This window comes from Microbacterium sp. Bi121 (assembly GCF_918698005.1).
Classification (GTDB): Bacteria; Actinomycetota; Actinomycetes; order Actinomycetales; family Microbacteriaceae; genus Microbacterium.
Window position 1 is genome coordinate 215581 of the sequence record NZ_CAKKLJ010000005.1, and the last position, 16903, is coordinate 232483.

Below are 16903 nucleotides of genomic sequence, written 5' to 3' on the forward strand. Positions count from 1 at the left end.
CGCATTCGGCTAATTCTTCGCGAGCGCTGCGCGGTCCTCCTCCGTCACCCGGCGCGCGATGACCTCTCGCAGACCGGAGTGGTCGGCGAGCGTGGGATCGGCTTCCAGTATCCCCTCGGCGAGCTCACGGGCGCGGGCGATGAGCTTCGAGTCCTTGACGACGCGCAGGAGGCGGAGCGAGGATCGAACGCCGGACTGCGTCGAGCCGAGCACGTCGCCCTCCCCGCGCAGTTCGAGGTCGACCTCGGCCAGAGCGAAGCCGTCGAGGGTGGCCGCGACGGCTTCGACCCGTTCGCGCGCAATGGTCCCTTCCTCCGCCTCGGTCACCAGCAGACACAGTCCGGGGACGGAGCCTCGGCCGACGCGGCCGCGCAGCTGGTGCAGCTGTGAGACGCCGAAGCGATCGGCATCCAGCACGATCATGGTGGACGCATTCGGCACGTCGACGCCGACCTCGATCACCGTCGTGGCGATGAGAACGTCGATCTCGCCGCGTGCGAAGGCCTGCATCACGGCATCCTTCTCGTCCGAAGGCATCTTGCCGTGCAGAACGGCGCGGCGCAGTCCGCCGACCGTCGGGTGCGTCGCCAGCGCCTCGTCGAGTTGCACGACGCCCCAGCGCGGGCCCGTCGCCCCCTCTTCCGTCGGCAGCAGGGCTTGGTCCTCCTCGGCTGCGCCGGTCTTCTTCGTCGTGTCGATGGCGGCGCAGACGGCGAACACCTGACGGCCCTGCGCGACCTCTTCCGCCGCACGGTCCCACACGCGCTGGAACCAACCGGGGTGCTCGGCGAGCGGTGCGACGAACGACTGGATCCCGGCGCGCCCTGCCGGCATCGTGCGGATCACCGAGGTGTCGAGGTCACCGAATACCGTCATCGCCACGGTTCGAGGGATCGGCGTCGCCGTTAGCACGAGTGCGTGCGGGCTCGAGCCCTTGGCACGCAGCGCCTCGCGCTGCTCGACGCCGAACCGATGCTGCTCGTCGACCACGACCAGTCCGAGTTCGGCGAATGTCGTCTTCTCCCCCAGCAGGGCGTGCGTGCCCACGACGATGAGGGCCTGGCCCGCCGCGACCCGCAGTGCGGCCTTGCGACGCTCGGGAGCAGACATCTGCCCTGTGAGCAGTGTCGGCATCAGTTCGGGCGCGAGCTGGGGTCCGAGCATCCTGGTGATCGATCGCAGGTGCTGCCCTGCAAGAACCTCGGTGGGTGCGATCAGCGCCGATTGTCCGCCTGACTCGGCGACCTGCAGCATCGCCCTGAGTGCCACGAGGGTCTTGCCGGAGCCGACCTCACCCTGCACGAGTCTGTTCATCGGCCACTCGCCGGTGAGGTCGGCCGCGACCCGGGCGCCGACGGACTGCTGATCGGGCGTGAGCGTGTACGGCAGCGTCGCATCGAACCGTTCGAGGAGTCCGCCGGGCTTCGCCGCCCGTGGGGTCGCCGTCAGCGCGCGCACGGCTGCGCGCTGCTGCAGCAGCGCCGTCTGGAGCACGAGCGCCTCGTGCATCCGCATCGTACGAACGGCGGGCGCGACGTCGCTCTTCGTCTCGGGCCGATGCACCTGAATGAGTGCGGTACGCGCGTCGAGAAGACCCTCTGCGGCCCGCATCGAATCGGTGAGCGGATCCGGTACATCGCCGAGCGCCGGCAGCACCTTCTCGACGAGCTCGCGGAACTGCCCGCTCTCCACCGCCGACGTCGCCGGATAGATCGGGATCGGCCGGTGCGCGCGCTCCTCGACTTGCGTTCTGCGGTCCTCGTCGTCGTCGAACAGCTCGTACTGAGGATGGGAGAACTGCGTGACCTCGTTGAACAGCCCGACTTTGCCGGAGAACACCCCGCGCCGCCCCGGGCGGAGCTGATCCCTGCGCCACTCAGCCTGTTTGATGCCCTTGGCGAAGAAGGTCAGCGACACCCGACCGTGGCCGTCGCCGATGATCACATCGGTCATCGCGCCGTTGCGGTTGCGCATCGGACGCGCAGACGATGAGAGCACTTCGGCGACGATCGTGACCGTCTCGCCGACGGGAAGATCGAGGATCGGCGTGAGCTCGGCGGGGTCGGCATAGCGACGGGGATAATGCGCGAGCATGTCGCCGACGGTGCGCATCTCGAATGCCCTCTCGAGTTTCTTCGCAGCCGTGCCGCCGACGGCCTCCGCCAGCGGCGTGTCGAACGAGAAGACCATGTCAGAAGTCTAGAGAACGCCACGGACTACGCTGATGAGGTGACGAGGATCATCGCCGGCGACGCGAGAGGACTGCGCCTGGAAGTGCCTGGCAGCGGGACCCGGCCCACCAGTGACCGCGTGCGCGAGTCGCTGTTCGGTGCGCTGGAATCCGCGGACGCCGTCTCCGGAGCCCGGGTGCTCGACCTCTACGCCGGCTCAGGAGCCCTCGGTCTCGAGGCGCTCAGCCGCGGCGCCGCGAGTGCGGATCTGGTCGAGCGGTCCCGCCCCGCGGCTGCGGTGGTGAGGCGCAATGCGGCAGCGGTCGCCAAGGCGCTGTCCGGCGCTGCGGCCCGTGTGCACGAGAGCGCCGTCCTGCCGTTCCTGAAGCGCGCCGGCGGACAGTGGGACCTCGTCTTCACCGACCCCCCGTACGACCTCGACGATGTCGCGATGACCGCTGACCTCGTGGCCCTCGGTCCGCTGCTGTCCGAGGATGCCGTGGTCGTCATCGAGCGCGCACGGCGTTCGACGCCACCCGATGTGTCCGCAGCCGGCCTGGAGGTCTTCCGCGAGAAGGCCTACGGCGACACGGCCGTGTGGTGGGCTCAGCCCGTCGCGGCATCCCAGTCGCGGTAAGGGTCCCATCCCGCAGCATCCACCGGCTGCCCGTCGCACAGCACGCCGTCCTCGGCACGCTCGCGCACGTCGCCGATGACGCGGAAGCCGGGAGGCAGCACGTCGGGCGGGAACGTCGCGAGCAGCGCATGGTCCTCGCCCCCTGTCAGCGCGCGCTGCGGATCGCTGCCCAGCGTCACGCGCGAGAGATCGATCGTGACGGCGGATGCCGATGCCATCCGGCCCGCATCGAGCGCCAGCCCGTCGGAGATGTCCATCATCGCGGTCGCGCCGGCCATCGCGGCGACGCCGCCGAGACCGATGGGCGGTGCGGGGCGCAGCTGCGCATCGACGGCTGCGCGCTCTCCATCCGCGAGTCGGGCCGCATCCACCGGGATCGGCGTGTCACCATCGCGGAATCGGCCGAACAGCACCGCGAGGCCGCGGGCTGCGAGCCCGAGCTCGCCAGCCACCGCGACGACGTCTCCGGGGCGTGCTCCTGCGCGCGTGACCGCACTCCTGCCCTCCAGATCGCCGAGCGCGGTCACGGCGATCGTCAGCACATCCGAGACGGTCAGGTCGCCGCCGATCACGGAGCATCCGGGGGCCAGCGCCTCGCACGCGGCGCGGAAGCCGTCCGCGAGCTGCTCGACGAACGACAGGCGCATGTCACGCGGAACGGCGAGGGCGACCAGCAGGCCGGTCGGCCGAGCGCCCATCGCCGCGATGTCCGCGAGGTTCACGGCAGCGGACTTCCACCCCAGGTCGTACCCGCTCGACCAGGCGAGACGGAAGTCGGGACCGTGCACGAGGGTGTCGGTGGTCGCCACCACGGAGCCGGACGGTGTCGCGAGCACTGCGGCGTCATCACCAGGGCCGAGGATCGCGTGAGAGGCGGGCGCTGTACGGGCGAGGATGGCACGCAGGACGGTGCCTTCCGAGACGTCGCCGAGGCGCGGATCGTCGTCGGCTGAGCGGGAGGGCATGCAGTCAAAGGTAGCCTGGAATCATGTCCCGTCGTCTTGCCGTCGCCGCCGTCCTGCTACTGGGAGCGACGCTTCTCGGCGGCTGCTCGAGCACGGTGCACCTGGAGCCTGCGGCCGACGCGAACAACCCGAAGTGCGCGGATGTCACGGTCGGGCTGAAGAACGCGAACAGCATCGCAGACCTCGATCGCCGCTGGACCGACGCCCAGGCGACAGCTGCGTGGGGCGCGCCGTCCGGCGACTCGGCGATCATCCTGCGATGCGGGGTCACTGTGCCGGGACCCACCGCCGATCTGCAGTGCGTGACCCTCGAAGGGGTCGATTGGCTCGTGGATGCGTCGGAGACGCCGTACCTGCGTCTGACGACATACGGGCGCGACCCCGCCGTGCAGATGTTCATCGACACCGGCGCCGTGAGCTCCAACGATGTCATCAGCAGTCGGGCGCTCGTCGGGGCGATCACCTCGATCCGCGCCGATGGCAAGTGCACGAAGCCGGACGAGCTCGATCAGGACGTGCAGGACCTGCTCGACAGCACGCCATCGAGCTAGGACCGGCTCAGCGCCGCAGCCCCGCCTCGATCAGCTCGCTGATCAGGTCGCCGTAGCCGAGTCCTGACGCGACCCAGCACTTCGGGAACATCGAGATCGGCGTGAACCCCGGCATCGTGTTCAGCTCGTTGACGATCAACTCGCCCTCGTCGGTCAAGAACATGTCCACGCGGGCGAGCCCGCGGCCGTCGACAGCCGCGAACGATCGAACGCCGACTTCCTGGATCGCGGCGATCTGGGCATCGCTGAGTTCGGCAGGGCACACGACGTCGACCCCGTCTCCGCCGAGATACTTGCCCTCGAAGTCGTAGAACCCGCGCGAGGTGAGCACGATCTCCCCCGGCAGCGAGGCCCTGACACCGTCGGCTGTCTCGAGGATGGCCACCTCGATCTCACGCCCGGTCACCCCGGTCTCGACGAGTACCTTCTCGTCTTCGGCGAAGGCGATCTCGAGCGCCGCGTCGAGTTCGGCGAGATCGGAGACCTTCGAGACGCCGACGCTGGAACCGGCGCGGGCGGGCTTGACGAACAGGGGCAGGCCGAGCTTCTCGATCCGCGTGCGCGACTGCGCAGCATCTTTCGCCCAGTCCGCACGGCGAACCGTCTCCCACGGAGCGACTGCGATCCCGGCGGACGCGAGCACGACCTTCATGAAGTGCTTGTCCATGCACAGCGCGGAGTCCAGCACGCCACCACCGGCGTACGGCACCTCCAGGGTGTCGAAGAAGCCCTGGATCGTGCCGTCCTCTCCGTGCGTTCCATGCAGGATCGGCAGCACGACGTCGATCGCACCATGATCGCGGATCGTCCCATCCGCGTCGACGACGCGCAGGGTCCGTGTTCCGCCCGGCTCCGGCCAGAGCACCCGTGATCCGTTGTCGACGACCTCGGGCAGGTGCGCGGCATCCAGCGCGAACTTCTTCGGGTCGTCAGACTCCAGGACGAACGCCCCGTCGCGCGTGATCCCGACCGGGATCACGTCGTAGCGCTCTCGATCAATCGCGTCCAGTACTCCGCCCGCCGTCGCGGAACTGATGGAATGCTCGCTGGAACGCCCGCCGAAGAGCACCACCACCGTCTGCTTGTCCATGATTGCTTCTCTCCTCCTGGGGAGTGTCGTCGTCCGTGGTGAGGTGGGGTGCGATGTCGCGGGGATTCATCCTGCCGTCGAGCACCATCTTCACCTGTTCCACGATGGGCATGTGCACGTCTGATTCGCGCGCCAGCTGCAGGATCGGCGCAACGGATGCCAGGCCCTCAGCGGTCTGGTTCATCTGCTTGACGACGTCCTGATAGCCGTATCCCTGTCCGAGGAGCCGCCCGGCGGTGTTGTTCCGGCTGAGCGGTGACTGGCAGGTCGCGATGAGGTCGCCGAGGCCGGCGAGACCCTGCAGCGTCTCGGGCTTGGCGCCGTTGGCGACGGCGAAGTCGGTCATCTCGACCAGGCCGCGCGTGATGATCGAGGCCTTGGTGTTCTCGCCGTATCCGACGCCGTCGACGATGCCGATGGCGACCGCGATGAGGTTCTTCAGGACGCCGCCGAACTCCGTGCCGATCACGTCGGTGTTCACGAAGGTGCGGAAGTACGAGTTGCGCGCGGCGCGTGCGATCGTCTCGGCCGTCTCTTGGCTGAGGGACGCGATCACGGCAGCCGTGGGCTGCTCTCGGGCGATCTCGAGGGCGAGGTTCGGACCGGATGCCACGGCGATCCGTGCAGGGTCGCAGGCGAGCTCCTGCTCGATGACCTGGCTCATGCGCAGCCCGCTGGCGCGTTCGACGCCCTTCATGAGGCTGACGACGGGGATCTCGGAGTTTTCGAGCAGCGGACGCACGGCCTTGAGGTTCTCGCGCAGCGACTGGCTCGGCACTGACAGGTAGACCTGATCCGCTCCGTCGATCGCCGTGGACAGGTCGTGCGTGGCGGTCATCGTCCGCGGCAGGTTGATGCCGGGGAGGTACTTCGAGTTGCGCTTGCCCTCGGCGATCTCGAGCGCCTGCTCTGGGCGGCGCGCCCACATGGTGACCTCTGCCCCGCCATCGGCGAGGATCTTGCCGAAGGTGGTGCCCCAGCTCCCGGCGCCGATGACCGTCACGCGGGGACCGTGGACGCTGGCGTTCTTACGAGTCGGCTTCCTAGACGTCAAGGCGACCGGTCTCCTTCTGCCCGTGGTCCGCAGGATTCCAGCGCTTGGCGGGTGCCTTCTCGTGTCTTACCTGTTCGAGCAGGGCGGTGATCGCGTTCATGAGACGGTCGGTGGCCTCGTTGATCGCCGCCGGCTCGTTCTGCCGATCCTTCAGATCGCTGAGGTCGACCGGGTCGCCGAAGATGATGTCCACGGGCTTGCGCGGCGGCCACAGCTTGAGGCCCTTCTGATAGCGCCCCATGATGTTCTGCGTGCCCCACTGCGCCATCGGGATCAGCGGGATGCCGCCGGCCATCGCGAGACGGACGGCGCCGGACTTGCCGCGCATGGGCCACAGCTCAGGGTCGCGGGTGAGCGTCCCCTCGGGGTAGACGATGACGCCGCGCCCGTTCTCGACGATCTCGCGCGACTGTGCGATCGTCTGAGCGGATGCCGTGCGCGATGACGACCGCGCGACGGGAACCATGCCCGTCCCGCGCAGAGCCGCGCCGACCACGGGGACACGGAACAGGCTCTCCTTCGCCATGAAGCGCGGGGCGCGGCCCAGCTTCCACACGGCGGCGGCGACGATCAGCGGATCGAACTCCGAGTAGTGGTTGGGTGCGAGAACGAACGAGCCGCTCATCGGCAGCTTCTCACGATCGGTGAAGCGCATCTTCGACAGATAGGAGACGAAGGGCACCACGATGACGGCGAGAAGCCAGAACAGGCTCGGCCGAGACTTCTCCGGCGACGCGGGGGCCATGCGGGTCAGCCGATGACGTCGAAGTCGGCGCCGAGGGCGTCGAGCTTGGCCAGGAACTTCTCGTAGCCGCGGCTGAGGATGTCGACACCGGACACCTTCGACTCGCCGGTCGCCGTGAGCGCCGCGATGACGTGGCTGTACCCACCGCGCAGGTCCGGCACGACGATGTCGGCGCCGTGCAGCGGCGTCGGGCCTGTGATGACCGCTGCCTGCTCGAGCTCGCGACGCGGCACGCGACGGGGCCCGTCCTGCAGCCCGTGCGGGTGAACGACGATGTCGGCGCCCATCTTCACGAGAGCCTGGGTGAAGCCCATCCGGTTCTCGTACACCGTCTCGTGGACGACGGAGCGGCCCTTCGCCTGGGTCAGAGCGACCACGAGCGGCTGCTGCCAGTCGGTCATGAACCCGGGGTGCACGTCGGTCTCGACGACGACGGGGCGCACGTCGCCGTCACGACGGAACAGGATGCCGTCCTCGCGGATGTCGAACCATCCGCCCGCCTTGCGGAAGACGTTGAGGAACGTCAGCATCTCCTGCTGCTTCGCCCCGCCGACGAAGATCTCGCCGTCTGTGGCGAGGGCCGCGGATGCCCACGACGCAGCCTCGTTGCGGTCGAAGATCGACCGGTGGTCGTAGCCGCGGAGCTTCTCGACACCCTCGATGAGGATGACGCGGTTCGGCTCGTACGAGATGATCGCGCCCATCTTCTGGAGCACGGCGATCAGGTCCATGATCTCGGGCTCGATGGCCGCGTTGCGCAGCTCGGTCGTGCCCTCGGCGCGGACGGCGGTCAGGAGCACCTGCTCCGTGGCTCCGACGCTCGGGTACGGCAGGTGGATGTTCGCACCGTGCAGGCGGCCGTCTCTCGTCGAGAGACGGATGCCGCTGGGCAGCTTTTCGACGACGGCGCCGAACTTGCGGAGGGCGTCGAGGTGAAAGTCGATCGGGCGGTCGCCGATGCGGCAGCCGCCGAGATCGGGGATGAAGGCCTGGCCGAGACGGTGGAGCAGCGGTCCGCAGAACAGGATCGGAATGCGGGATGCACCGGCGTGCGCGTCGATCTCCTCCATGTGGGCGGACTCGACGTCGCTCGGGTCGAGGTGCAACGTGCCCGGCTCGTCCCCCTCGGTGACGCGCACACCGTGCACCTCGAGGAGTGAGCGGACCACGGCGACGTCGCTGAGATCGGGGACGTCGCGGAGGATGCTGGGTTCTTCGCCGAGGAGCGCGGCGACCATCGCCTTGGTAGCGAGGTTCTTCGCGCCCTTCACGTCAACTCGTCCACGCAGCGGTCGTCCGCCGCGGATCGCCAGCACATCTCCGGTCAAAGCAGACACCCCATCCTGGAGGTCAGCGCGCACAGTAGCGGTCATTCGATGAGCCTCACTTCGTCTTCACGGTCGCGGCGGCAGCCGCCGGGGCGAGGATGCCCCAGGCTCACGATGCTCGGTGTCGGCGGACTGGTGTCAGCGAACAGGGAGCGTACGTGGCCGCCACGACTCGCGGCGGGCCTCGAACTGAGCGATCTTGTCTTCGTTGCGCAGCGTGAGCCCGATGTCATCGAGCCCTTCGAGGAGCCGCCATCTAGTGTAATCGTCGACGTCGATGGGAGCCTGGAAATCCGCGATCGCGGCGGTGCGCGCCTCGAGATCGACGGTGATGGACGTGCCCGGATTCGCATCGATGGCGGCCCAGATGCGCTCGAGGTCGTCTTCGGAGATGGTGGCCGCCAGCAGCCCCTGCTTGCCGGAGTTTCCGCGGAAGATATCGGCGAAACGAGGGCTCAGCACGACCTTGAAGCCGAAGTCGCGCAGCGCCCACACGGCGTGCTCACGGCTGGATCCCGTGCCGAAGTCGGAGCCGGCGACGAGTACGGACGCCCCCTGGAACGGCTCCTGGTTGAGCACGAAGTCCGGGTCCTGGCGCCAGGCGTGGAACAGCGCGTCGTCGAAGCCGGTCTTGGTGACCCGCTTGAGGAACACGGCGGGGATGATCTGGTCGGTGTCGACGTTCGAGCGCTTCAGGGGCGCGGCGACACCGGTGTGCGTCGTGAACTTCTCCATGCTCAGGCTCCCACCAGCTCGCGTGCGGTCTCGAGGTCGCTCGGGCTCGACAGCGTCCCCCGCACAGCGGTGGCTGCGGCCACCAGCGGCGACACGAGATGCGTTCGGCCGCCCTTGCCCTGTCGTCCCTCGAAGTTGCGGTTCGATGTGGAGGCGCAACGCTCGCCAGGGGCCAGCTGATCCGGATTCATCCCCAGGCACATCGAGCATCCGGCGAAGCGCCACTCGGCTCCGAAGTCCTTGACGATCTGGTCGATGCCCTCGGCCTCGGCCTCCAGCCGAACCCGCGCGGAGCCGGGCACGACCATGACGCGCACGCCCTCTGCCTTCGTGCGTCCCTTGATGATGGAGGCGAACGCCCTGAGGTCCTCGATGCGGCTGTTCGTGCACGAGCCCATGAAGACGGCATCCACCGGCACCTCCTTCAGAGGGGTGCCCGGTACGAGATCCATGTACTCCAGCGCACGCTCTGCAGCTGCCCGCTCGTTCGCGTCGGCGATCTCGGCGGGGTTCGGAACCGTCGAGGACAGCGAGCTGCCCTGTCCGGGGTTGGTACCCCACGTGACGAACGGCTCGAGCTCGTCCGCGTCGATGTCGACCTCGGCATCGAAGGTCGCGCCGTCGTCCGTCGGGAGCGTGCGCCAGTAGGCGACCGCGTCCTCCCAATCCTGGCCCTGCGGCGCGTGCGGCTTGTCCTGCACGTAGGCGAACGTCGTCTCGTCGGGGGCGACCATGCCGGCGCGCGCGCCGGCCTCGATCGACATGTTGCAGATCGTCATGCGCCCTTCCATCGACAGCGCGCGAATGGCGCTGCCGCGGAACTCCAGCACGTATCCCTGACCGCCACCGGTACCGATCTTCGCGATGACGGCGAGGATGATGTCCTTCGCCGAGACGCCGGGCTTCAGCTCGCCCTCGACGTTGATCGCCATGGTCTTGAACGGCTTCAGCGGCAGCGTCTGCGTCGCCATGACGTGCTCGACCTCGCTGGTGCCGATACCGAAGGCCATGGCGCCGAACGCACCGTGCGTCGAGGTGTGCGAATCGCCGCACACCACCGTGATGCCGGGCATCGTGAGCCCCAGCTGGGGGCCGACGACATGGACGATGCCCTGCTCGGCGTCGCCGAGCGAGTGCAGCCTGACACCGAACTCCTCGGCGTTGCGACGCAGCGTCTCGATCTGCGTGCGGCTGGTGAGATCCGCGATGGGCTTGTCGATCTCGAGGGTCGGCGTGTTGTGGTCCTCGGTCGCGATCGTCAGGTCGAGGCGTCGGAGCGGACGCCCCTCTGAGCGGAGCCCGTCGAACGCCTGCGGGCTGGTGACCTCGTGGACGAGGTGCAGATCGATGTAGATCAGGTCGGGCTCGCCGTTCTCGCCCTTTACGACGAGGTGGTCGTCCCAGACCTTTTCCGCCAGCGTGCGCTTGGCGGCCTTCTCGGCGAGGGTCCGCGGACGATTCGATGAAGCTTCGGTCATGTCGGTATCTCCAGTATTCGGCGGTTCGGCCACGCTGGACGCCGCGACGAGGAAGGCCTAGATCGAGGTCTCGTCGCGGCCGCTAAGGAGAAGAACCACCCGCCGCATGTCGGTCAGTTTACATGCTGGAGGCGGGTGGTCGGCACGGTCACTCGGTCAGTGCGGCCGCGCGCTTCTCGCGTGACGAAGCGATGAGGCTGGCGACGGTGGCTACCGCCATCGACGCGAAGATGACACCCAGCGAGACCCAGTTGTTGATGTCCGGAGCCCACTCGATCGGCTGGCCCCCGTTGATGAACGGCAACTCGTTCTCGTGCATCGCGTGCAGCACGAGCTTCACGCCGATGAAGCCCAGGATGAACGCGACTCCGTAGTGCAGGTACTTCAGCTTCTCGAGCAGACCGCCGAGCAGGAAGTAGAGCTGGCGCAGACCCATGAGCGCGAACAGGTTCGCGGTGAAGACGATGAACGGATCCTGTGTCACACCGAAGATCGCCGGGATCGAGTCGACCGCGAACATCAGGTCGGTGACGCCGAGAGACACGAACACGATGAGCATCGGCGTCCACATCTTCTTGCCGTTCACGACGGTGCGGATCTTCGGGCCGTCGTACTCGTCGCTGATGTCGATGCCGCGACGCAGCAGACGGATGATGAATCCCTCTGTCTTCTCGTCGTCCTCATGCTTCTCAGGCATCGCCTGTCGAATGGCGGTGTAAACGAGGAAGGCGCCGAACACGTAGAAGATCGGGCTGAGGTGCTCGACGGCGGCGCCCACGATCACGATGAAGATCGCGCGCAGCACCAGGGCGATGATGATGCCAACCATCAGTGCTTCCTGCTGGTAGCGCCGCGGCACCGAGAACTGGGTCATGATCAGCACGAACACGAACAGGTTGTCGATCGAGAGGCTGTACTCCATCGCCCAGCCGGTGAGGAAGTCGAGCGAGGTCTTCGAGTCGCCGATGAAGAACAGCACGGCCGCGAAGATCAGCGCCAGCGTCACGTAGAACGCGACCCAGAGCGCGGACTCCTTGGTCGACGGAATGTGTGGACGCTTCAGGATGAGGAGCAGGTCAGCGAGGAGGATGACGCTCAGGACCACGAGGGCTGTGATCTCGAACCACACGGGGATGTTCAAGGGCGTACTGCACCTTTCGAGAGGGTCGGCAATGGTTCGAAAGTCTCTCCCCCGCACGATACGCGGCCCGCGCCCGGAGCAACACCGTCGATGCTCGTGATGACGAACGCAGAGAATCGGGATACTCCCTCTCGCTCAGTAGATGCTAGCCGAGGAATCGCGGCGGGCTCACGTGCAGCCGACTCCTGGAGAGTTCGTGTAACCTTTCGGGTGCAAGGGGAGTACTCCGACACGGTCGGCTCGTCATTACGGATGCATGTCGCATCCCGGGTCACCGGTTCCCGATCGGGAATGGAGAAGACCTTGGCAGTGATTCCGTCACGCCAGGTATTGGAGCTCCTCTTGAACATCACCCCGCTCGTCTGGGGCGTCACGATCCTCATCACGGTCGCCTTCTTCGTCTACGAGTTCTTCGCTCACGTCCGCAAGCCGCATGAGCCGACCATCGCGGAATCCGCCCGCTGGTCGGTTTTCTACATCAGTCTCGCCCTGCTCTTCGGCGTCGGCATCGGCGTCGTGTCGGGGTGGACGTACGGCGGAGAGTACTTCGCCGGGTACCTCACCGAGAAGGCGCTGTCGATCGACAACCTCTTCGTCTTCCTGATCGTGATGACCGGGTTCGCTGTACCGAAGATCTATCAGCAGAAGGTGCTGATGATCGGCATCGTGATCGCGCTCATCATGCGCGGCGTGTTCATCGCCCTCGGCGCGGCGCTCATCGAGAGCGGTGCGTGGGTGTTCTATCTATTCGGCGCCCTGCTGCTGGCCCTGGCCTATCGTCAGGCCTTCAGTCACGGGGAGAGCGACCCGACGGACAGCTGGTTCGTCCGATCGGTCAGGCGCGTCCTGCCGGTGACCGACGAGTACCACGGCGACAAGCTCACGGTGAAGAAGAACGGCAAGCGCTGGGTCACGCCGATGCTGCTGACCATCGTCGCGATCGGGTTCATCGACCTCGTCTTCGCATTCGACTCGATCCCCGCGATCTACGGTCTCACCTCGGAGGCGTACATCGTCTTCACCGCGAACGCGTTCGCCCTGATGGGCCTGCGTCAGCTCTACTTCCTCGTCGGAGGCCTGCTCGAGCGTCTGGTGTATCTCGCGCAGGGCCTCGCCGTCATTCTCGCCTTCATCGGCGTGAAGCTGGTGCTGCACGCGATGCACGTCAACGAGGTGCCGTTCATCAACGGCGGAGAGCCGATTCTCTGGGCTCCGGAGATCCCCATCTGGTTCTCCCTGATGTTCATCGGCCTGACGATCGCCGTCGCGACCGCCGCCAGCCTGCTGAAGACCCGGGCGAACGGCCGTCGAAGCGGCGCCCCGATCGCATCATCCGCCGACGGCGCTCACGAGGAAGTTTCCATGCGCGACTGATCTTCTGAGACGATGAGGCATCGCGCGACACTCTCCAGTGAGAGACACCGAAAGGAACCGGATGTCGGAACGGTCCGAAGACCAGAACCTCACGTCGCGCGCTGCGGCAGGCGACGAGAGCGCCTTCCGCGAGCTGTACCGCGCACACGTGCGTCCGGTCTACTGGATCGCCCACGGCATCCTCCGCTCCTCCACTGATGCGGAGGATGTGACGCAGGAGACTTTCGTCACCGCGTGGCGGAAGCTCCCCGGCCTCCAGATCGCCGGCGACTCCCTGCTGCCGTGGCTGGCTACGATCTGCCGATTCCAGGCGGCCAATCGGCTGCGCAGGCGTCGCACCGATCAGGCGCACACGACGGATGCGGCCGATGAGAGCCTCCCGGACACCGTGAACGTCGAGGAGCAGGTGATCACAGCGGCGCTGGCCGAGCGCATCGCCGACGAGATCGGCACACTCGGAGAGCTCGACCGCGAGATCTTCCGGCTGTGCGCGGCTGAGGGGTACGCCTATCAGGCGGCAGCGGACGAGCTCGGCGTGTCGACCGGTGTGGTTCGGAACCGTCTCTCCCGTGTGCGCACGCAACTGCGGAGCGCCGTCGATGAAGTGAGAGACGCATGAACGATCAGATTCCAGCGGATGCCGCAGCACAGCTGCCCGAGCTGCCACAGGCGAGCATCGACAGGATCGAGAAGGCGGTGCTCGCCGATATCGCCGCCGACCGCGCACCGGCTCTGGCATCCGCCGCCGTGCCCGCGAAGCGTCGCACACGTCGTCGTGGGTGGCTGACCGCGGTCGGCATCGCCGCGGCCTTCGTCGTCGGCGTCATGATCACCCCTCCGCTGTTGAACGTCACGAACACCACGGCAGGGAGCTCCGGCGATGTCGCGTTCGTCTCGGACGGCTCGGCCGGCGGAGCGGCCGACACTTCCGCGGGCGACAGCGCCGGCATGGCAGTACCGGAGGGCGCATCCATGGATGCCGCGGCCGAGGCGGACCAGAGCGGGCGGGAGATCATCGCCAGTGCCGGGGCGACCGTCCGGGTGCGGGATATCGCGGCTGCCGCGGACGAGATCGCGGGCCTCGCGGACGAGCACGGCGGCTACGTCGAAGCCACGAACCTCTCGGCATCCGGCTTGTCGACCGACGGGAGCACGTCGACCGATGTGAGCATGCCGGCGCCCGAGGGCGTGTACGGGTGGGTCAGCGTCCGCGTGCCTGCGGACGATCTCACCGACGTGATCGCCGCTCTGGCCGACACCGGCACTGTGCTGTCGTCGTCCACCGCGAAGCAGGACGTCACGTCTTCGGCCATCGATCTCCGTGCTCGCGTCAAGGCGACTCAGGCTTCGGTCGATCGCCTGACGGAGCTGATGTCGCAGTCCGGCTCGGTCTCCGAGCTCATCGATGCCGAGGTGGCGCTCACCGACCGTCAGGCGGAGCTCGAGTCGTACACCCAGCAGCTCGTCGCCCTCGAGGATCAGGTGGCGCTGTCGTCGCTGCAGGTGCAGCTGACCGAGGCGACGACAGTGGCACCGGCCGAGCCTGCCGGCTTCGCGGACGGACTGCTGGCGGGGTGGAACGGACTGATCGCCTCGCTCAACGCCCTGGTCATCGCTCTCGGGTTCCTGCTGCCGTGGCTCGCCGTCGCCGGAGTGATCGCGCTGATCGTGTGGTGGATCATCCGCAGGCGCCGTCGCACCGTCGCAGCATCCGATATTCCCTGATTTCTCGGGGTATACAAGAAGTCTTGTGAGAACTGTCTCCCGCGCTTAGCGTGGGTGCCATGGAACCCATCGAGGCGATAACGGCCGTGCATCACCCGATGCGCAGGCGCATCGTCGACTACCTCGGTCTGTACGGCGCGAGTCAGGTGACGACGCTGGCGCGCGCGCTCGAGCAGCAGGTCGGCAGCATCAGCCATCACCTGCGGATGCTGGAACGCGCGGGCATCATCGAGCGCGCGGACGATCCGACGGGCGACAAACGCACCAGCTGGTGGCAGCCGTCCAGGACGAGCTTCAGCTGGTCGGTCGACGACTTCGCCGACTCCCCCGCCGACGCGATGCTCGCTCGCGGGGCTGAGCGCGCCAACATCAACACGCAGATCGGAAGGCTGTCGGCCTGGCATCGCAGCGGGAACGCCGACCCGGCGTGGAGCCGAGCGGCCTTCAGCTCCGACACGCTGACCTGGGCGTCTTCCGACGAACTCGCGGCGCTGTCGGCAGCCGTGTCCGCGACGATCGAGACGTGGCGTCGCTCCATCGACAGTACGGATGGCGTCGAACGGCGCCCGGTGTTCGTCTTCGCACACGGATTCCCGACCGCACCGTGACCACCAAACCATGACCGCCACAGAACCGACCCTGCTGCGCGAGCCTCCTCGCTTCTCCCGCGACCTCACGGTCCACGCGTGGATCGTCGTGAAGGCGCTGTCCGACGCCGGCGATGCGATCTGGAGCATCGCGCTCGCGTGGACCGCGGTGCAGATCACCTCACCGGCGATCGCCGGCCTCATCGTCGCGGCAGGCACCGTGCCGCGCGCCGTCATCCTGCTCTTCGGCGGCGTCCTCGCCGATCGAGCCAATGCCCGCCACGTGATGATCGCGTTCAACGTGCTGCGGGTCGCGGTGCTGGTCGGCGTCGCCCTGTGGGTGCTCGGGCATCCGCCGACCGTGCTGGTGCTGCTGCTCGCCGCGATCGCCTTCGGCGCGTGCGACGCGTTCTACGAGCCGTCGGCGGCGACGATCGGTCGGCAGCTCGTCCGGGTGGAGGATCTGCCGTCATACAGCGCGGTGATGCAGACGGCCACCAGACTCGGGACAATGGGCGGCGCGGCGCTCGGCGGATTCCTCGTCGCGTACGCCGGCCTCGTCGGCAGCGCATCGATCAATGCCGTAACCTTCGCGCTCGTCATCGCCTTCATCGCGATCTGGCTTCGGCCCAGGTTCGCGCTGGCCAGGGCAGATCGGGAGTCGGCGCTGCGCGGCATAGCGCGCGGGTTCACACACCTGAAGGATGCTCCGACGACACGCACCCTCGTGATCGCACTGTCCGGTCTCAATCTCGCGGTCGGGCCGGCGACGGGCATCGGGATCGCACTGCGAGCGCACGACGAGGGCTGGGGAGCACAGGCGGTGGGCATCTTCGAGGCGCTGATCGGACTCGGCGCGGCTCTCGGTGCGATCACGGTCGCGAAGTGGCGGCCGCGTCACGAAGCCCTCGGCGGATTCTCGGCGCTCGTCGTGCAGGGCGTCGGGATCATCCTGATCGGAGTCGGGCCGCTGTGGCTGACCGGTGTCGGCAGTCTCGTCATCGGCCTCACTGCTGGTTTCGCATCCGTGCTGCTGAGCGCCACGTTCGCGGCGACGATCGACACCGCGTACCTGGGCCGGATGAGTGCGATCACCCGGCTCGGCGACGACGTGTTCATGCCACTGGCCATGGCAGCTTTCGGAGCGCTGGCTGCGGCGACCGCGACCTGGATCGCGTTCGTGGTGTTCGGCATCGCGCTGGTGGGCATGATGGTCTTCCCGCTGCGCAATCGGCAGTTCCGCGAGTTGACGCTGCGAGCGACCTGATCGCGGCCTCCGGATACGCGAAAACCCCCGGCAGAACCGGGGGTTTTCCGTGTTG

16 protein-coding genes are annotated in these 16903 nt (G+C 67.5%); 7 read left to right on the forward strand and 9 right to left on the reverse strand.

The window, feature by feature from the left end:
- Nucleotides 1–9 precede the first annotated feature (9 nt).
- Nucleotides 10–2190 (reverse strand): ATP-dependent DNA helicase RecG, encoded by a 2181-nt coding sequence (locus LQZ87_RS10025; RefSeq protein WP_230103324.1) that lies wholly within the window; start codon nucleotides 2188–2190, stop codon nucleotides 10–12.
- A 39-nt stretch (nucleotides 2191–2229) separates the two neighbouring features.
- Here LQZ87_RS10025 and rsmD point away from each other — a divergent pair, with 39 nt between their 5' ends.
- Nucleotides 2230–2808: a 16S rRNA (guanine(966)-N(2))-methyltransferase RsmD gene (gene rsmD, locus LQZ87_RS10030; RefSeq protein ID WP_230103325.1), complete on the forward strand. Its 579-nt coding sequence runs from the start codon at nucleotides 2230–2232 to the stop codon at nucleotides 2806–2808.
- Here the strand turns inward: rsmD and thiL are convergent.
- The gene (thiL, locus tag LQZ87_RS10035; RefSeq protein ID WP_230103326.1) at nucleotides 2778–3773 is read right to left on the reverse strand and encodes a thiamine-phosphate kinase; all 996 of its coding nucleotides are present in this window, start codon (nucleotides 3771–3773) and stop codon (nucleotides 2778–2780) included. The genes rsmD and thiL overlap by 31 nt on opposite strands.
- 23 nt (nucleotides 3774–3796) lie before the next feature.
- Between thiL and LQZ87_RS10040 the strand changes: the two genes are divergently transcribed.
- Nucleotides 3797–4324 carry a DUF3515 family protein gene (locus LQZ87_RS10040; RefSeq protein WP_230103327.1) on the forward strand — a complete coding sequence of 176 codons (528 nt, stop codon included), beginning with the start codon at nucleotides 3797–3799 and terminating at the stop codon, nucleotides 4322–4324.
- Nucleotides 4325–4331: 7 nt separating this feature from the next.
- Here LQZ87_RS10040 and LQZ87_RS10045 read toward each other — a convergent pair whose 3' ends face one another.
- The 7 genes from LQZ87_RS10045 to LQZ87_RS10075 all read right to left on the reverse strand — a co-directional run bounded on the left by LQZ87_RS10045 (nucleotide 4332) and on the right by LQZ87_RS10075 (nucleotide 11895).
- The gene (locus LQZ87_RS10045; protein ID WP_230103328.1) at nucleotides 4332–5414 is read right to left on the reverse strand and encodes a D-alanine--D-alanine ligase family protein; all 1083 of its coding nucleotides are present in this window, start codon (nucleotides 5412–5414) and stop codon (nucleotides 4332–4334) included.
- Nucleotides 5320–6468 carry an NAD(P)H-dependent glycerol-3-phosphate dehydrogenase gene (locus tag LQZ87_RS10050; RefSeq protein WP_230103329.1) on the reverse strand — a complete coding sequence of 383 codons (1149 nt, stop codon included), beginning with the start codon at nucleotides 6466–6468 and terminating at the stop codon, nucleotides 5320–5322. The genes LQZ87_RS10045 and LQZ87_RS10050 overlap by 95 nt, the downstream gene beginning before the upstream one ends.
- On the reverse strand, nucleotides 6458–7213 hold the full coding sequence (locus LQZ87_RS10055; RefSeq protein ID WP_230103330.1) for a lysophospholipid acyltransferase family protein: 756 nt from the start codon (nucleotides 7211–7213) through the stop codon (nucleotides 6458–6460). The genes LQZ87_RS10050 and LQZ87_RS10055 overlap by 11 nt, the downstream gene beginning before the upstream one ends.
- Before the next feature lie 5 nt (nucleotides 7214–7218).
- Nucleotides 7219–8586, reverse strand: a complete 1368-nt coding sequence (gene murA, locus LQZ87_RS10060) for a UDP-N-acetylglucosamine 1-carboxyvinyltransferase (protein WP_230103331.1) — start codon at nucleotides 8584–8586, stop codon at nucleotides 7219–7221.
- A gap of 93 nt (nucleotides 8587–8679) precedes the next feature.
- Complete coding sequence (gene leuD, locus LQZ87_RS10065; protein ID WP_230103332.1) at nucleotides 8680–9276, reverse strand: 3-isopropylmalate dehydratase small subunit; 597 nt, start codon at nucleotides 9274–9276, stop codon at nucleotides 8680–8682.
- A gap of 2 nt (nucleotides 9277–9278) precedes the next feature.
- Nucleotides 9279–10754, reverse strand: a complete 1476-nt coding sequence (gene leuC / locus LQZ87_RS10070; RefSeq protein WP_230103333.1) for a 3-isopropylmalate dehydratase large subunit — start codon at nucleotides 10752–10754, stop codon at nucleotides 9279–9281.
- A gap of 148 nt (nucleotides 10755–10902) precedes the next feature.
- A complete protein-coding gene (locus LQZ87_RS10075; protein ID WP_230103334.1) occupies nucleotides 10903–11895 on the reverse strand; it encodes a TerC/Alx family metal homeostasis membrane protein in 993 nt (330 codons plus the stop codon).
- A gap of 342 nt (nucleotides 11896–12237) precedes the next feature.
- Between LQZ87_RS10075 and LQZ87_RS10080 the strand changes: the two genes are divergently transcribed.
- The 5 genes from LQZ87_RS10080 (at nucleotide 12238) to LQZ87_RS10100 (ending at nucleotide 16848) form a co-directional block, all read left to right on the forward strand.
- The gene (locus LQZ87_RS10080; protein ID WP_230103335.1) at nucleotides 12238–13269 is read left to right on the forward strand and encodes a TerC family protein; all 1032 of its coding nucleotides are present in this window, start codon (nucleotides 12238–12240) and stop codon (nucleotides 13267–13269) included.
- A gap of 61 nt (nucleotides 13270–13330) precedes the next feature.
- A complete protein-coding gene (locus tag LQZ87_RS10085; protein ID WP_230103336.1) occupies nucleotides 13331–13888 on the forward strand; it encodes an RNA polymerase sigma factor in 558 nt (185 codons plus the stop codon).
- Complete coding sequence (locus tag LQZ87_RS10090) at nucleotides 13885–14994, forward strand: DUF4349 domain-containing protein (RefSeq protein WP_230103337.1); 1110 nt, start codon at nucleotides 13885–13887, stop codon at nucleotides 14992–14994. The genes LQZ87_RS10085 and LQZ87_RS10090 overlap by 4 nt, the downstream gene beginning before the upstream one ends.
- A 59-nt stretch (nucleotides 14995–15053) precedes the next feature.
- Nucleotides 15054–15602 carry a helix-turn-helix domain-containing protein gene (locus LQZ87_RS10095; RefSeq protein WP_230103338.1) on the forward strand — a complete coding sequence of 183 codons (549 nt, stop codon included), beginning with the start codon at nucleotides 15054–15056 and terminating at the stop codon, nucleotides 15600–15602.
- Between the two features lie 10 nt (nucleotides 15603–15612).
- A complete protein-coding gene (locus LQZ87_RS10100) occupies nucleotides 15613–16848 on the forward strand; it encodes an MFS transporter (RefSeq protein WP_230103339.1) in 1236 nt (411 codons plus the stop codon).
- Nucleotides 16849–16903 lie beyond the last annotated feature (55 nt).

Bases quoted from the DNA above. Each gene is read 5' to 3' on its own strand.
- LQZ87_RS10025 (WP_230103324.1), bottom strand. From the start codon at position 2,190: ATGGTCTTCTCGTTCGACACGCCGCTGGCGGAGGCCGTCGGCGGCACG.
- thiL (WP_230103326.1), bottom strand. From the start codon at position 3,773: ATGCCCTCCCGCTCAGCCGACGACGATCCGCGCCTCGGCGACGTCTCG.
- LQZ87_RS10040 (WP_230103327.1), top strand. From the start codon at position 3,797: ATGTCCCGTCGTCTTGCCGTCGCCGCCGTCCTGCTACTGGGAGCGACG.
- LQZ87_RS10045 (WP_230103328.1), bottom strand. From the start codon at position 5,414: ATGGACAAGCAGACGGTGGTGGTGCTCTTCGGCGGGCGTTCCAGCGAG.
- LQZ87_RS10055 (WP_230103330.1), bottom strand. From the start codon at position 7,213: ATGGCCCCCGCGTCGCCGGAGAAGTCTCGGCCGAGCCTGTTCTGGCTT.
- murA (WP_230103331.1), bottom strand. From the start codon at position 8,586: ATGACCGCTACTGTGCGCGCTGACCTCCAGGATGGGGTGTCTGCTTTG.
- leuD (WP_230103332.1), bottom strand. From the start codon at position 9,276: ATGGAGAAGTTCACGACGCACACCGGTGTCGCCGCGCCCCTGAAGCGC.
- leuC (WP_230103333.1), bottom strand. From the start codon at position 10,754: ATGACCGAAGCTTCATCGAATCGTCCGCGGACCCTCGCCGAGAAGGCC.
- LQZ87_RS10085 (WP_230103336.1), top strand. From the start codon at position 13,331: ATGTCGGAACGGTCCGAAGACCAGAACCTCACGTCGCGCGCTGCGGCA.
- LQZ87_RS10090 (WP_230103337.1), top strand. From the start codon at position 13,885: ATGAACGATCAGATTCCAGCGGATGCCGCAGCACAGCTGCCCGAGCTG.
- LQZ87_RS10095 (WP_230103338.1), top strand. From the start codon at position 15,054: ATGGAACCCATCGAGGCGATAACGGCCGTGCATCACCCGATGCGCAGG.
- LQZ87_RS10100 (WP_230103339.1), top strand. From the start codon at position 15,613: ATGACCGCCACAGAACCGACCCTGCTGCGCGAGCCTCCTCGCTTCTCC.